Below are 14,840 nucleotides of genomic sequence, written 5' to 3' on the forward strand. Positions count from 1 at the left end.
ATGACCGGGGAGTCCCGCATGACCGAGGCCGCTGCGCCCCTGCTGGATCTGGAGGCCGCGACGGTGCGCTTCGGTGCGCGGACGGCGCTCGACGCGGTCGATCTGCGGGTGGCCGCGCGCGAGATCGTGTGCGTGCTCGGGCCGAGCGGCAGCGGCAAGTCGACGCTGCTGCGCGCGGTGGCCGGGCTCCAGCCGCTGGACTCCGGACGGGTGCTCCTGGAGGGGGCCGACCGGACCGACACCCCTGTGCACCGGCGCGGGGTGGGCCTGATGTTCCAGGACCATCAGCTCTTTCCGCAGCGTGACGTCGGCGGCAACGTCGCGTTCGGACTGCGGATGCGCGGTGCACGGCGGGCCGAACAGACAGCCCGCGTCGAGGAACTCCTCGAACTCGTCGGCCTGCCCGGCGCCCAGGGCCGGTCCGTCGCCACCCTCTCCGGCGGGGAACAGCAACGCGTCGCTCTCGCCCGCGCGCTGGCGCCCCGGCCCGCGCTGCTGATGCTCGACGAACCGCTGGGGCAGCTTGACCGCAGCCTGCGCGAACGCCTCGTCGTGGAGCTGCGCCAGCTCTTCGGACAACTGGGCACCACGGTCCTCGCCGTGACCCACGACCAGGGCGAGGCCTTCGCTCTCGCCGACCGGGTCGTCGTGATGCGGGACGGCCGGATCGCGCAGTCCGGCACCCCGCTGGAGGTGTGGCAGCGGCCCGCCTCGGAGTTCGTCGCCCGTTTCCTCGGCTTCGACAACGTGGTCGAGGCGACGATCACCGGTGAGGCCGCCGACACGGTCTGGGGCAAGGTCCCCGTTGCTCCGGGGGCCCGGCAGGGCCCGGCGCGGCTGCTCGTACGCCCGGCCGGTGTGCGGCTGGTGCCGGCCGCTGAGGGGCTGCCCTGCACCGTGGTCTCCCGCACCTTCCGCGGCCACCACGTCGCGGTACGGCTCCGCCCGGCGGGGGGCCCGTTGCTGGAGGCCGAGTGCCCACTGCGCGAAGCGCCGGAGGTGGGCACGGAGGCCGGGGCGGTGTTCGCGGCGGACGAGGTCGTACTGCTGGAGGGATGAGGGGGCGCCTCCCGGCAGGGGCACCGGGCGGGGCCCCTGCGGGATGCGTGCGGTCCGCGGGGCCATGTCAGCCGCCTCCTCGGGCCGGCTGCGGGCTGTCCGTGCGGGCAGCGCCCGCCACGACCAGACCCAGCTCGTAGGCCAGGATCACCGCCTGCGCCCGGCCGGTCAGGCCCATCTTGGCGAAGAGCCGGTTGATGTGAGTCTTCACGGTGTGGTCGCTGATGCACAGCCGGGCGGCGATGTCGGCGTTGGAGAGGCCCTGCCCGATGAGGACCAGCACGTCCACCTCGCGGCCCGTCAGCCCCTCGACCTCGTGGACGCCGGCCTGCGGGCGGGCCCCTCGACGGCCGAACTCCGCGATCAGCCGCTTGGTGACCGACGGGGCCAGGAGCGCCTCTCCTGCCGCCACCACCCGTACGGCCTGGAGCAGTTCGGGGAAGGTGGCGTCCTTGAGGAGGAAACCGCTGGCTCCCGCTTCCAACGCGGCGTAGACGTACTCGTCGAGGCTGAAGGTGGTCAGCATCAGCGTTTTCGTGGCTCCCCTGGACGCGGAGACGATCTCCCGTGCGGCCTCGATGCCGTTCTTGTGCGGCATGCGGATGTCGAGCAGCGCCACATCCGGGCGGTACCGGGTGGCCAACTGCACCGCCTGGGCGCCGTCCTCCGCCTCTCCGACCACCTCGATGTCGTCCTGGGTATTGAGGAGGTTGCTGAACGCGGTCCGCAGGATCGCCTGGTCGTCGGCCACGATTGCTTTGATCACCACGGGAGTTCCGCCTCTACGAGAAAGCCGCCGGCCGGGCCCCGGCCTGCGGTGAGCGTTCCGCCGAGCAGCGCCGCCCGTTCGTGCATGCCGACCAGTCCGTGCCCGGTCCCGTTCGCCGGCCCGGAGACGGGGCCGGGGCCGTCGTCGCTGATCTGGATGGCCAGCGCGTCCGGTTGGTAGTGGAGTTGCACATGGGCGAGCGCGCCGGGCGCGTGCCTGCGTGCGTTGGTCAGAGCTTCCTGCACGATGCGGTAGGCCGAGAGCTCCAGGGAGGTCGGCATCGGCACCTCGTCGCCGCTGACCCGCAGTTCAGCACGCCCCCCCACGGCCCGGTGCTGCTCCAGGAGTTCACCGAGACGAGCGAGCGTGGGCTGCGGTGCGGTGGCCGCCGCGGCGTCCCGGTCCGTGCGCAGCACGCCCAGGAGACGACGCAGCTCGGCCAGCGACGAGCGGGCCGTTTCGGCGATCTGCTGGAAACCCTCGCGGGCCTGGGGCGAGAGGTCGGGGGTGGTGTAGAGCGAGCTTTCCGCCTGCACGGCGATCACCGAGACGGAGTGGGACACGAGGTCGTGCAACTCCCTGGCGATCGCGGCCCGTTCCGATTCTGCGGCCTGGCGGCGTTCCATCGCGAAGAGCCGGGCTTGGGAGGCGGCGCGGTCCGCCCGGGCCTCCGCACGTGCTCGGACGGCGTCGCCGGTGGCGAGTGCCGCGAAGGCGGCGAGACCCAGTACGAGCGTCTCGGCATAGAGTCCCGGACTCCACCAGTCGGCCGCTCGCAGGGAGAGGGCGGCCGACGGGTCGGCCTGTGCCCACTGAGCGATGTGGAGGAGATTTACCGCAAGGGCCGCCGACAGAACCGCGCCCATCGTCACCGCCGGGTGCAGGACGCGTCGACGCCCGAGGAAGTAGCAGCTCAAAAGGCCGGTGACGGTACCGGTGGCCGAAATGTCGGCCCCCAGCGCGAAGCTGAGCAGCACCGCGAGGACGCTCACTGCTGCGAGTTCCGGCCGTCGTCGCCGGCCCATGAACGCGGTCGTGGCCAGCAGCGTCGCCGCCGTCACCTGCACGGGCGCAGACGCCAGGGTCTGTTCGGCGAAAGCGAGAAGGGTCAACGCACCGCCGGTGAGCCAGGGTTGGGCGGGGCTTTCGGCCCAGAGGGTCGCCCGCCGTCGCACGGAAGATCGCATACGAGGATTCTTCGCCCCGGTCGGGGTGGCGCGCATCGGAGCACGGGTTGAATCCGAGGAGCCCTCTCATGCCACGGGTTGACGTGGAGATTGGCCCCGTGGTGTGACGCAGTGCGGGCGTCCCGTCCCGCACCGTGAACGCATGACCAGGACAACGGCGGTTCACGACTTCGTACGGCACGAGCGGGTGCAGGGCAGGAGCGGCGCGGACGCGCCCCGGGTTCGGCGCGAGACGGCCCTGTGGATGGTGTGCGCCGCGGGCTCGTTCCTCTTCGGGCTTGTCTCTGAACTGGGGCCGCATCGGGCCTGGGCGCTGACGGCCGCGTGCGGGTACGGGGCAGCGGCGTGGGCGGCGGCGCGTCCACGGGCCCTTGGACGGGTGCGGTTGCGGCCGGTGGGCGTCGCCGTGGTGGGGGCTGTGCTGTTACCCCTGGCCGCTCTCGTGCTGACCGGACAGGGGCAGTTGGAGGTACGGGTGGTGGAGCGGTCGGCCGAGCTGCTGGCCGCCACCGGGAGCCCGTATGTCACGGAGCCGGCAGTGCTGGCCGACTTCAACCCGTACCTGCCGGGCATGGCGGTCTTCGGCTTGCCGTACGCGCTGTTCGGGGACGGGCCGTGGGCGGACGCACGGTGGTGGTTCGGGGCGGGATTCCTGCTCGCGACGCTCCACGCGGCCCGGCGGGGGCGGGCGTGGTGGCTCGCCGCGTGCCCGCTGGTGGCGTTGCCGTTGGCGGTCGGCGGGATAGACCTTCCGGTCGTGGGGCTGATGTGCCTGGGCCTCGCATGGGCCGGGCGGGGAAGGGCGGGACTTGCCCGAATGGCGCTCGGGGTTGCGGCCGCTCTCAAGTGGACGGCGTGGCCGGCACTTCCGGTGGCGGTCGCGCTCACGGCCGTCGGCGGTGGGCGCCGGGCGGCGGCGCGGTGCGCGAGTGTCGCCGCGGCGGTCGCGGGGGCGCTGATCCTGCCGGTGGCGGTGGCCGATCCGGAAGCCTTCTACCGCAATGCGATCGCGTTCCCGCTGGGGCTGGCCGGGGTGCAGTCCCCGGCGGCCAGCCCGCTGCCCGGGTGGCTGCTCGCGACGTACGTGCCCGGCGGCCGGGGCATCGCGCTGGCTCTGCTGGGAGCCGGTGCCCTGCTGATCGGAGCTTCACTGGTGGTGCGGCCGCCGCGCACCGTGCGGGCGGCGGCCGTCCGGCTGGCGTACGGGCTGGCGCTCGCGATGACGCTGATGCCGGCCAGCCGGTTCGGTTACGCCGTCTACCCGTTGGTCCTGCTCGGCGTGTTCGGGCGGCCCGACCGGCTAGTGGGAAGCCTCCACCAAGTGCCGTGGCTCGTCCGGCTCCGTGCTCGACTCGCCCTCGTGCTTGCCGTACCAGGCGACCGCGACCGCACCGGCCACGGCCAGCATGAAACCGATGATCGCGACCCATCCGAACCCCGGGCGGGAGGCGTCGCCCAGCCAGACCACGCCGATCAGACCAGGCAGGACGGTCTCACCCACCACGAGGGCGGCGGTGGCACCGTTGACCGAGCCGATCTGGAGGGCCACCGTGTGCAGGTACATGCCGCCGATTCCAGCGACCAGGATGGCATACAGGGCCGGGTCGGCGAGGAAGGTCCCGAGGTCGAAGGGGTCCACGCCGTCGAGGATGCGCACGCCGACGCCCAGGGCGCCGAAGCCCAGGCCGGAGAGCAGGCCGGCGAGGATCGCGGCGCCCCCGCCCATCAGACGCACGGCCACCGTGCCCAGCACCATGAGCGCCACGGACACCACGAGCAGCCACCAGTGGGTCGCCCGGTCCGTGTGCCCGCCGCCCTCGTGGCCGGCCGCCGTCGCGAGCAGCACCAGGGATCCGCAGACGACGGCGATCGACGTCCATTCCTTGCGGCTCAGCCGGATGCCGAGCATCCGCACGCTCAGCACCGCCGTGATCACCAGGTTGGCACTGATCACGGTCTGGGAAAGGAACAGCGGCAGCATGCGCGCCGCCAGCGCACCGAGCCCGAAGCCGACGAAGTCGAGAATGGTCCCGACGATGAACTCCCAGGTCATCGCCGCCTTGGCGGTGGAAGACAGGCTGGGGCCGCCGTGCTGCGTGACACCGGCCGCAGCGGTGGCCGACGCGGCCTCCCGGCGGGCGGACTTCCGCGAGCCGACGGCTTGCAGGACGGAGCCTGTGCCGTAGCAGACCGAGGCCGCAATGGCGGTGATGAGGCCGATGAGCACCTGAAGCTCCGTTCACGGAAGTGCGAGTCGTACGTGTCGTCCGGGGAGGACGTCGGACGCCCTCCGACTACGAGACGTGAGTTTTCCCGTGAACGTTGCTTCTGGATCGGCCGTATGTGCCGGAGGCGGTCAGCCGGCCCGCTCGGCGGCGCTGCGCTCGACGCAGAATTCGTTGCCCTCGGGGTCGGCGAGCGTCGCCCAGCCGGTGCCGTCGGGCTTGCGGTGGTCGCCCACCAGGGTGGCTCCGAGCGCGAGGATGCGCTCGACCTCCTCGTCGCGGGTGCGGTCCTGGGGCTGGATGTCGAGGTGGACGCGGTTCTTGACCGTCTTGGGGTCGGGGACCTGGACGAACAGAACCCCGACGCCCGGCGTCTGGAGCAGGGCCTCGGGGTCACCGGGGAAGTCGTCGTCCGCGAGCGGGCATTCGAGCACCGCCGCCCAGAAGGAGCCCAGCTTGTGGGCGTCGGCGCAGTCGATGGTCACATGTCGCACGAGAGATGCCATGCGCGCCACTATGACCGCACGGTCATGCGACGGCCACCGGTTTTGTACGACGGATCAGGTCCGGAGAATCGCCGTGGACCGAAGGCGCTCCAGGGCGGCGGGGGCCTCGGCGACCGAGTCGACCAGGGCGATGCGGTGTTCCATCGGGCGCTCCTCGGCGAGGGCCTGGAGGAGGGGCCATGCCGGGAGCCGTTCCGTCCAGTGGGACCGGTCCACCAGGACCATGGGGGTGGGTTCGCCGCGCGACTCGTAGTAGTTCGGGGTCGCGTTGTCGAAGATCTCCTGGACCGTGCCGGCCGCGCCCGGCAGGAAGACCACACCGGCGGTGGAGCGGGCCAACAGGCCGTCCTCACGGGTGGCGTTGGCGAAGTACTTCGCGATGTGGGAGGCGAAGGCGTTCGGCGGCTCGTGCCCGTAGAACCAGGTGGGGATACCGACCGAATCGCCGCCCGCCGGCCAGCGGGACCGTACGGCGAAGGCGGCGGCGGCCCAGTCGGTGACGGACGGGGTGAACGACGGGGCCTTGCCGAGGATCAGGAGGGCCTCGTCCAGCATTCCGTCCGCGAGCGGGGCGGCGTAGGCACCGAGGTTGGCCGCTTCCATCGCTCCCGGCCCACCGCCGGTCGCCACCGTCAGTCCCGCGCGGGCGAGGCTGCGGCCGAGCCGGGCGGCCCCGGCGTAGGCGTCGGTGCCGCGGGCCATGGCGTGCCCGCCCATGACGCCCACCACGGGGGAGCCCAGGACGTGCTCGTCGAGGCTGTCGGAGATCGCGTCGTCGTGGACCGAGCGCAGCATGGAGGCGAATATGTCGCCGTCGGCCTTGGTCTGCTGGAACCAGGCGTAGGCCAGGGCGTCGGGTGTCGCCTCGTAGCCGCCGTCGGTGAGGCCCTCGAAGAGCGAGTCGGGGGTGTAGAGCAGCCCCCGGTAGGGGTTGAACGGGAGGTTCGGCACCGGTGGGAAGACGAGCGCACCGTCCGCGCGGACCTTGGCTTCCGCTTCCTCGCTCATCGGGCAGCCGAGGAAGACCGCATCGGTCGCATCGGTGGCCAGCAGAGCTTCCGTACGGTCCGTCAGGTCGACGGACTGGACGCGGTAGCCGGTGAGGGGGCCGCCGGCGACGACCTGGTCGAACGCGGCCAGGGTCTCGATCTCGTGGTGATGATCCGGTTGTGGGCGCACGGGGCCATCGTAGGCGGCGGGTGTCCGCGCACGGGAGGGGGCCCGGAGGGGGCTGCCCGGAACGGGAGTTCAGCCGGCGGGTTGCGTGCGAGGTCGGGGCCGGAGGTGGGCGCCGCGGCGGAATCCGCGGCGCCCACGGAGGGCGGGGGTCACGGGGTCAGGGGACCGGCCGCGAGAGTGGCGAGGACCCAGGTGAGCGGGACGAACAGGGTGATGAGGGCGATCAGGCAGGTGACGGCCGCCGCCCGCAAGGTCTGGGCGGCCGCACCCTGGCGGATCAGGGCCTGGGTGGTGGCGGCGCGGGCCTGCCTGGTCTCCAGAGCCACGAGGACGAGGGTCCCTGTCGTGCAGGCCACGACCAGGGCGGCGCCGAGCCCCGTGAGCGGTCCGAAGGAGGGGCCTGGGGCCCGGGAGTACAGGGCGGCGGCTGCGATGAGCCCGGATGCGGTCGCACAGACCACCCCGAGCGGACGGCCGATGCGCCGGGACTCTCCTTGGAGCATGCGCCCGGCCAGGAGGCGTACCGCGCCGGGACGTACGGCCTGGAGCAGGAAGCCGCACAGATGGACCAGCCCGGGGCCGGCCAGCACCAGACCCAGCGCGGTCAGCGACCAGCCGGCCAGGACGCCGGCCGGAGCGATGTCCGCGTGGCCCGGCAGCGGCAGCGTCCGGCCGGGTGCGCCGCCCCGGCTCGCATACGCCTCGACGGCGAGCCCGGCGGCGCTCAGCGCGACCCCCCACGGCAGACCGGTCGGCGGTGAGGTGACGGCGGAAGCGGCGGAGAGGGGGATGGACGACGAGGGCGGCGCGAGAGCCGCGGTGGCCACGCCACGGCCCCTGTCGGCGGTGTACGGAGCACGGGCCGGGTTGTGCGGAGCATTGCCCTTGAGCGGAGCGTTCCCCCCGGCCGGAGCGGGCCCGTCCGGCGAGGTGCCCTCGGCGAGTGGAGTGCCCCCGTGCGGAGCCGTCCTGCCCGTCGGGGTGCCCTCGGCCGGGGGAGCGTCGGTGTCGGGGGTTCCTCCGAATCGAGCAGCTCTGCCCGGTGGGGTGCCCTCGGCTGGGGGAGCGTCGGTGCCGGAGGTGCCCCCGAGTGGAGCCGTCCTGCCCGTCGGGGCGCCCTCGGCCGGGGGAGCGTCGGTGCCGGGGGTACCCCCGAGCCGAGCAGCCCTGCCCTGCGGAGTGCCCTCGGCGCGCGAGGAGTCGGTGAAGGGTGTGTCCCCCTCCAGTGGCATGTCGGTAGCGGGGATGCCCTCATCCGTGGTGGCGGGCGCCGCGCTCGGGGCGGCAGCGAACCCCGTGGGAGCGGACCGCGTGGGCATGGCCCCCGTGGGAGCGGACTCCATGGGAGCGGACTCCGTGGGCGCTGACCCTGTGGGTGCGGACTCCGCGAGCGCTGACTCCGTGGGCGCGGACCCCGTGGACGCCGACCCCGTGGAGGCGGATCGCGTGGGTCCGGGTCCCGTGGGAGCGAACAGCATGGGGGCGGACCGCGTGAGGGCGGGCCGGGGGCCCGCCGAGACGGGGGTGCCGGGCCGGGGTGCCGGGCCCAGGGGGCGGGGGCCGCCCGTGCGGTCCCGTGTTCCGGTGCGGGGACGCAGGGCCCAGGCGCTGGCCGCGGAGGCGGCGAGCGGCGACAGAGTGAGGAGGACGAGGACGGCGGCCAGGGGCAACGGCCGGTCCGCGGCGAGGAGTTCCGTGCCGGCGTCGTCGAAGGGCAGGCTGGTCAGGTCGCCCCGGAGGTGGAGGAAGACGAAGAGGGCGACCACGCTGCCGAGGGTGCAGGACAGAGCCGTCGAGGCGGCCGCGGTGGCCGCCAGCCGGGCCGGGCCCAGACCCACCGAGGACAGGCCGGGGCGGGGCCGGGTGCTCGGGTCCGTACGGGCCACCGCCACCGCGAACTGCACCGTCGCGGCCAGCGGGGCGAGGCACCACAGGAGGCGCAGCAGGGAGGAGGCCGACTGGCCGGGGTGGCTGAGGGCGTAGCCGAGGGTGCACAGGAGGAGGAAGCCGACGCCCGCCGAGGCCGCGGCGACGAACAGGCGGCGCAGCAGGACCAGCGGGTGGGTGCCCCGGGTCAGGCGGAGAGCGAGCACGCGGGCCGCCCTTCCGGTCCGACGGCGCCCGAGAGCGTCGCGGTGGCGGCGTGGCGGCCGTCCAGGAGCGGCACGGCGCGGTCCGCGAGGGCGGCGACCTCGGGGTCGTGTGTGGCCAGGACCACGGTGAGGGAGTGCGAGCGGGCCGCGGTCATGAGGGTGCGCAGCACCTGGGCGGCGTCCGCGCGGTGCAGGGGGGCGGTGGGTTCGTCGGCGAAGAGGACGGAGGGGGTGGTGGCCAGGGCGCGGGCGATGGCGACGCGCTGGCGCTCGGCCTGGAGGAGGGTGGCCGGGCGTCTGCGGGTGACGGCGCCGACGTCGAGGCGGTCCAGCCACTCCATGGCGGTGGCCTTGGCGGTGCGGTGGCTCTCGCCGCGCAGCAGGAGGGGGAGCGCCGTGTTCTCCCAGGCCGTCAGTTCGGGGACGAGGTCGGGGGAGGAGGAGATCCAGGCGAAGCGGTCCCGGCGCAGCCGTTCGCGGGCGAGGGTTCCCAGGGTGTGCACGGGAACGCTGTTGAACCAGACCTCGCCGTCGTCCGGGAGGAGGTGCCCGCAGAGGCAGTTGAGGAGCGTGGTCTTGCCGCTGCCGCGCGGGCCGGTGACGGCGAGGATCTCGCCCTCGCGGACGGCCAGCGACACGTCGACGAGGGCGGGGGACCCCTCGTGGGAGTGGTGCAGGGAGCGGGCCCAGAGGGCGTCGTTGTCCGGTGGGGCAGTGTCCGGCGGGACCACCATGGCGTACACCTCAAGTCAGGTCGGATCGATTTTTCCGTCCCCCTTCCGGGGGAACGAAACGCGGAGCCGATCGGTCACTGCGCACCGTAGGGACTTGTGGTGCGGAGGTGGGGGTGGCACGGCAGACGTACGGCCCGGACGCCCCGCGTTCTCACTGGAACGGGTGCATCCGGGCCGTACGGACAGACGGATCCTCGGTGGGGCCGGGGGCCTACAGCTTGGTCCACGCCTCGGTGAGGACCGCGCGCAGGATGCCCTCGATCTCGTCGAAGGTCTCCTGGGTGGAGATCAGCGGCGGGGCGAGCTGGACGACCGGGTCGCCGCGGTCGTCGGCCCGGCAGTACAGGCCGTTCTCGTACAGCGCCTTGGAGAGGAAGCCGTACAGGACGCGCTCGGTCTCCTCGTCGGTGAAGGACTCCTTGGTGTCCTTGTCCTTCACCAGCTCGATGCCGTAGAAGAAGCCGTTGCCGCGGACGTCGCCGACGATCGGCAGGTCCAGGAGCTTGCGGAGCGTCTGGTGGAACGCGTCCTCGTTGTCCAGGACGTGCTGGTTGAGGCCCTCGCGCTCGAAGATGTCGAGGTTGGCGAGGCCGACCGCCGCGGAGACCGGGTGGCCGCCGAAGGTGTAGCCGTGCAGGAAGGTGTTGTCGCCCTGGTAGAACGGCTCGGCGATCTTGTCCGAGACGATGCAGGCCCCGATCGGGGAGTAGCCCGAGGTCATGCCCTTGGCGCAGGTGATCATGTCGGGGACGTAGTCGAACTTGTCGCAGGCGAACATCGTGCCCAGGCGGCCGAAGGCGCAGATGACCTCGTCCGAGACCAGCAGCACGTCGTACTTGTCGCAGATCTCGCGGACCCGCTGGAAGTAGCCGGGCGGCGGCGGGAAGCAGCCGCCGGCGTTCTGCACCGGCTCCAGGAAGACGGCGGCGACGGTCTCCGGGCCCTCGAAGAGGATCTCCTGCTCGATCTGGTCGGCGGCCCAGCGGCCGAAGGCCTCCGGGTCGTCGCCGTGGATCGGGGCGCGGTAGATGTTGGTGTTCGGCACCTTGTGCGCGCCGGGGACCAGCGGCTCGAAGGGGGCCTTCAGGGCCGGCAGGCCGGTGATCGACAGGGCGCCCTGCGGGGTGCCGTGGTAGGCGACCGCACGCGAGATGACCTTGTACTTGGTGTGGTGGCCGCGCAGCTTCCAGTACTGCTTGGCCAGCTTCCACGCGGTCTCGACGGCCTCGCCGCCGCCGGTGGTGAAGAAGACCTTGTTCAGGTCGCCCGGCGCGTAGTGCGCGAGGCGCTCGGCGAGCTCGACGGCCTTCGGGTGGGCGTAGGACCACACGGGGAAGAAGGCCAGCTCCTGGGCCTGCTTGTACGCGGTCTCCGCGAGCTCGTGGCGGCCGTGACCGGCGTTGACCACGAACAGGCCGGAGAGGCCGTCGATGTAGCGCTTGCCCTTGTCGTCGAAGATGTACGTTCCCTCGCCGCGCACGATGGTCGGCACGGGGGCGTTCTCGTAGGACGACATGCGGGTGAAGTGCATCCACAGGTGGTCGTACGCGGTCTTCGAGAGGTCCTTGCCGGCGGCAGGGTTGCTTGTGGCACTCACGGCTATCGGGTTCCCCACATGTAGGTCTGCTTCTTGAGCTTGAGGTAGACGAAGCTCTCGGTGGAGCGCACTCCGGGGAGGGTCCGGATGCGTTTGTTGATCATCTCCAGGAGGTGGTCGTCGTCCTCGCAGACGATCTCCGCGAGGAGGTCGAAGGAGCCCGCCGTCACGACGACGTACTCGACCTCCGGCATCCCGGTGAGGGCGTCCGCGACCGGATCGAGGTCGCCCTCCACGTTGATGCCGACCATCGCCTGCCGGCGGAAGCCCACGGTGAGCGGGTCCGTGACGGCGACGATCTGCATGACGCCCTGGTCGAGCAGCTTCTGCACGCGCTGGCGCACGGCGGCCTCGGAGAGGCCGACCGCCTTGCCTATGGCGGCGTACGGACGGCGGCCGTCCTCCTGGAGCTGCTCGATGATCGCCAACGAGACGGCATCGATCGCCGGGGAGCTTCCGCTGCCGGGCCTGGGTTCTGCGCTACGACTGACCACGGCATCCACTCTGCACGAGGTCTCGGCCGTCTCGCAAGAGCAAACCGATGAAATTCGTTGTCAGTGGGTCAAGATTTGACTGAATCCGAAGTTCTTGGTGGGTGGGTATGTCGAAAGCGACACCCCACTGGCTAGGGTGGGTGTCTCATCCACCGGACATCTGAGAGGGAGAGTGGCCGTGACCACCGAGCTGCGCCGTCTGCGCAACTACATCGCAGGAGAGTTCCGCGACGCCGCCGACGGGCGGACCACGGACGTGATCAATCCGGTGACGGGCGAGGCGTACGCGACCGCGCCGCTCTCCGGCCAGGCGGACGTCGACGCCGCGATGGCCGCCGCCGCCGAGGCGTTCCCCGCCTGGCGCGACCTGACGCCCGCCGACCGGCAGAAGGCCCTGCTGAAGATCGCGGACGCCTTCGAGGAGCGCGCGGAGGAGCTGATCGCCGCCGAGTCGGAGAACTGCGGCAAGCCCCTCGGGATCACCCGCACCGAGGAGATCCCGCCGATGGTCGACCAGATCCGCTTCTTCGCGGGCGCGGCACGGATGCTGGAGGGCCGCAGCGCGGGCGAGTACATGGAGGGCCTGACCTCCATCGTCCGTCGTGAGCCGGTCGGCGTCTGCGCGCAGGTCGCACCGTGGAACTACCCGATGATGATGGCGGTGTGGAAGTTCGCCCCGGCGCTCGCCGCGGGCAACACCGTCGTGCTGAAGCCGTCGGACACCACCCCCGCCTCGACCGTCCTGATCGCCGAGATCATCGGCGGCATCGTGCCCAAGGGCGTCTTCAACGTCGTCTGCGGCGACCGCGACACCGGCCGCGCGATGGTCGAGCACAAGACCCCGGCGATGGCCTCCATCACCGGTTCCGTACGCGCCGGCATGCAGGTCGCCGAGTCCGCGTCCAAGGACCTCAAGCGGGTCCACCTGGAGCTGGGCGGCAAGGCCCCCGTCGTGGTCTTCGAGGACACCGACATCGCCAAGGCCGTCGAGGACATCTCGACTGCGGGCTTCTTCAACGCCGGCCAGGACTGTACGGCCGCCACCCGCGTCCTCGTCCAGGAGTCCATCCACGACGAGTTCGTGACCGCCCTCGCCAAGGCCGCGGCCGACACCAAGACCGGTCTGCCGGACGACGAGGACGTGCTCTACGGGCCGCTCAACAACGCCAACCAGCTCCAGCAGGTCTCCGGCTTCATCGAGCGCCTCCCCGCGCACGCCAAGGTCGAGGCCGGCGGTCAGCGGGTCGGCGACAAGGGCTACTTCTACGCCCCGACCGTCGTCTCCGGCCTCAAGCAGGACGACGAGATCATCCAGAACGAGGTGTTCGGACCGGTCATCACCGTCCAGTCCTTCACCGACGAGGCCCAGGCGCTGGAGTGGGCGAACGGCGTCGAGTACGCCCTCGCGTCCTCCGTGTGGACCAAGGACCACGCGCGCGCCATGCGGATGTCCAAGAACCTCGACTTCGGCTGTGTGTGGATCAACACCCACATCCCGCTCGTCGCCGAGATGCCGCACGGCGGCTTCAAGAAGTCCGGCTACGGCAAGGACCTCTCCGGATACGGCTTCGAGGACTACACCCGCATCAAGCACGTCATGACGTCCATCGAGGGCTGAGACGGACCGCGCGGCCCGAGACGGGCTGACGGATTGCGGGGCGGGCGGTAGGCACAGTGTCTATTGCCCGCCCCTCGTCCGTCGGGAAAGGGTGGGCAGCATGGGTGATCTTGGTCGCGTTTCGCGTCGTCTCTCGCGCCGTACGGTGCTCCGCGGTATCGGGTACGGAATCGGCACGTCGGGGGCGCTCGCCGCGCTCACCGGGTGCGGGGTTCCGGCCGCGTACGTGAAGCCGGGCGACCGTGCCGGTACGGACGCCTCCGACCGGGACAGGAACCTCCAGTTCGCCAACTGGCCCCTCTACATCGACACCGATGAGGAGGAGAAGTCGAAGCGGCCGACGCTGGAGGAGTTCACCCGGCGGACCGGGATCTCGGTGCGGTACACCGAGGAGATCAACGACAACGACGAGTTCTTCGGCAAGGTCAGCCCGGCGCTGATGAACCACCAGGAGACCGGCCGCGACCTCATCGTCATCAGCGACTGGATGGCGGCCCGTTTCGTACGGCTGGGCTGGGTCCAGGAGATGGACCGGGCCAAGCAGCCCAACGTGGCCAAGTACCTGGACCCGCAACTGCGCGACCCCGCCTTCGACAAGGGCCGCCGGCACGCCGTGCCGTGGCAGTCGGGGATCACCGGGATCGCGTACAACCGCAAGAAGCTCGGCCGCGAGATCAAGCACACCTCGGACCTGTGGCGGCCCGAACTCAAGGGCAGGGTCACGCTCTTCTCCGGACTGGACGAGAGCTTCTCACTGCTCATGCAGGGGCTCGGCACCGACGTCACCCAGTGGGTCGCGGACGACTTCCACCGGATGTGCGAGCAGGTCGAGAAACTGGTCAGGACCAAGCACATCCGCCGCTTCACCGGCAACGACTACGTCAAGGACCTGGCCGGCGGCGACGTGCTCGCCTGCCAGGCGTACTCGGGCGACGTGATCCAGCTCCAGGCCGACAACCCGGACATCGAGTTCGTGGTGCCGGAGGAGGGGGCGGAACTGTGGGCGGAGTCGCTGATGATCCCGAACCTGGCGAAGCACAAGCGGAACGCCGAGCGGCTGGTCGACTACTACTACGAGCCCGAGGTGGCCGCCGAGTTGGCCACCTGGGTGAACTACGTCTGCCCGGTGCCCGCCGCCCGCGACATCATCGCCTCCTCGAAGGACGAGGAGACGGCCGCCCTGGCCGAGGACCCGCTGATCTTCCCCGACGGGGAGGTCCGCAAACGGCTCGCCATCGCCCGGGACATCACGGCGGAGGAGCGGCTGGAGTTCGCGAAGAGGTGGAACTCGATCGTGGGGCTGTAGGGGCTGTACGGCACCGTCACCTGCTCGGCCTGCGCCGGGGGTCGAGGGCTGTGCCGGAAGGGGCGCGTAACGG

11 protein-coding genes and 2 pseudogenes are annotated in these 14,840 nt (G+C 71.6%); 4 read left to right on the forward strand and 9 right to left on the reverse strand.

The genetic code is table 11. The features are described 5' to 3' along the window. Positions 1–18 precede the first annotated feature (18 nt). Complete coding sequence (locus tag ACIP93_RS26560) at positions 19–1,059, forward strand: ABC transporter ATP-binding protein (RefSeq protein WP_401762274.1); 1,041 nt, start codon at positions 19–21, stop codon at positions 1,057–1,059. 67 nt (positions 1,060–1,126) lie between these two features. On the opposite strand, the gene ACIP93_RS26565 is transcribed toward ACIP93_RS26560, so the two are convergent. The 9 genes and pseudogenes from ACIP93_RS26565 to ACIP93_RS26605 form a co-directional block, all read right to left on the reverse strand. Continuing rightward, positions 1,127–1,828 (reverse strand): response regulator, encoded by a 702-nt coding sequence (locus tag ACIP93_RS26565; RefSeq protein WP_401762277.1) that lies wholly within the window; start codon positions 1,826–1,828, stop codon positions 1,127–1,129. Further along, positions 1,822–3,015 (reverse strand): sensor histidine kinase, encoded by a 1,194-nt coding sequence (locus ACIP93_RS26570; protein ID WP_401762280.1) that lies wholly within the window; start codon positions 3,013–3,015, stop codon positions 1,822–1,824. The genes ACIP93_RS26565 and ACIP93_RS26570 overlap by 7 nt, the downstream gene beginning before the upstream one ends. Positions 3,016–4,315: 1,300 nt before the next feature. Continuing rightward, positions 4,316–5,242: a hypothetical protein gene (locus tag ACIP93_RS26575; RefSeq protein WP_401762282.1), complete on the reverse strand. Its 927-nt coding sequence runs from the start codon at positions 5,240–5,242 to the stop codon at positions 4,316–4,318. Positions 5,243–5,377: 135 nt separating this feature from the next. Further along, a pseudogene (locus ACIP93_RS26580) lies at positions 5,378–5,746 on the reverse strand (VOC family protein); the annotation flags it as partial. 54 nt (positions 5,747–5,800) lie between these two features. Next, positions 5,801–6,925 carry an LOG family protein gene (locus tag ACIP93_RS26585; RefSeq protein WP_401762285.1) on the reverse strand — a complete coding sequence of 375 codons (1,125 nt, stop codon included), beginning with the start codon at positions 6,923–6,925 and terminating at the stop codon, positions 5,801–5,803. A gap of 1,529 nt (positions 6,926–8,454) precedes the next feature. Next, positions 8,455–9,018: pseudogene (locus ACIP93_RS26590) on the reverse strand (hypothetical protein); the annotation flags it as partial. Then, positions 9,000–9,752, reverse strand: a complete 753-nt coding sequence (locus ACIP93_RS26595; protein WP_401762288.1) for an ABC transporter ATP-binding protein — start codon at positions 9,750–9,752, stop codon at positions 9,000–9,002. The gene ACIP93_RS26595 and the pseudogene ACIP93_RS26590, both read right to left, overlap by 19 nt. A gap of 211 nt (positions 9,753–9,963) precedes the next feature. After that, entirely contained in the window at positions 9,964–11,367 is a 1,404-nt protein-coding gene (locus ACIP93_RS26600) for an aspartate aminotransferase family protein (protein WP_345220094.1), read from the reverse strand. Further along, entirely contained in the window at positions 11,352–11,843 is a 492-nt protein-coding gene (locus ACIP93_RS26605; protein ID WP_345220095.1) for an Lrp/AsnC family transcriptional regulator, read from the reverse strand. The genes ACIP93_RS26600 and ACIP93_RS26605 overlap by 16 nt, the downstream gene beginning before the upstream one ends. Here ACIP93_RS26605 and ACIP93_RS26610 point away from each other — a divergent pair. From ACIP93_RS26610 to ACIP93_RS26620, 3 genes are all read left to right on the forward strand, one after another. Next, positions 11,767–11,922, forward strand: a complete 156-nt coding sequence (locus ACIP93_RS26610) for a hypothetical protein (protein WP_345220156.1) — start codon at positions 11,767–11,769, stop codon at positions 11,920–11,922. The two genes, ACIP93_RS26605 and ACIP93_RS26610, sit on opposite strands and share 77 nt — an antisense overlap. 99 nt (positions 11,923–12,021) lie before the next feature. After that, on the forward strand, positions 12,022–13,461 hold the full coding sequence (locus tag ACIP93_RS26615; protein ID WP_345220096.1) for a gamma-aminobutyraldehyde dehydrogenase: 1,440 nt from the start codon (positions 12,022–12,024) through the stop codon (positions 13,459–13,461). Between the two features lie 100 nt (positions 13,462–13,561). Then, positions 13,562–14,767 (forward strand): spermidine/putrescine ABC transporter substrate-binding protein, encoded by a 1,206-nt coding sequence (locus ACIP93_RS26620; RefSeq protein WP_345220097.1) that lies wholly within the window; start codon positions 13,562–13,564, stop codon positions 14,765–14,767. The last annotated feature ends 73 nt before the right edge of the window (positions 14,768–14,840 follow it).

The organism is Streptomyces sp. NPDC088745 (genome assembly GCF_044751045.1).
Lineage (GTDB): Bacteria > Actinomycetota > Actinomycetes > Streptomycetales > Streptomycetaceae > Streptomyces > Streptomyces cremeus.

Bases quoted from the DNA above. Each gene is read 5' to 3' on its own strand.
- ACIP93_RS26560 (WP_401762274.1), top strand. From the start codon at position 19: ATGACCGAGGCCGCTGCGCCCCTGCTGGATCTGGAGGCCGCGACGGTG.
- ACIP93_RS26570 (WP_401762280.1), bottom strand. From the start codon at position 3,015: ATGCGATCTTCCGTGCGACGGCGGGCGACCCTCTGGGCCGAAAGCCCC.
- ACIP93_RS26595 (WP_401762288.1), bottom strand. From the start codon at position 9,752: ATGGTGGTCCCGCCGGACACTGCCCCACCGGACAACGACGCCCTCTGG.
- ACIP93_RS26610 (WP_345220156.1), top strand. From the start codon at position 11,767: ATGATCGCCAACGAGACGGCATCGATCGCCGGGGAGCTTCCGCTGCCG.
- ACIP93_RS26620 (WP_345220097.1), top strand. From the start codon at position 13,562: ATGGGTGATCTTGGTCGCGTTTCGCGTCGTCTCTCGCGCCGTACGGTG.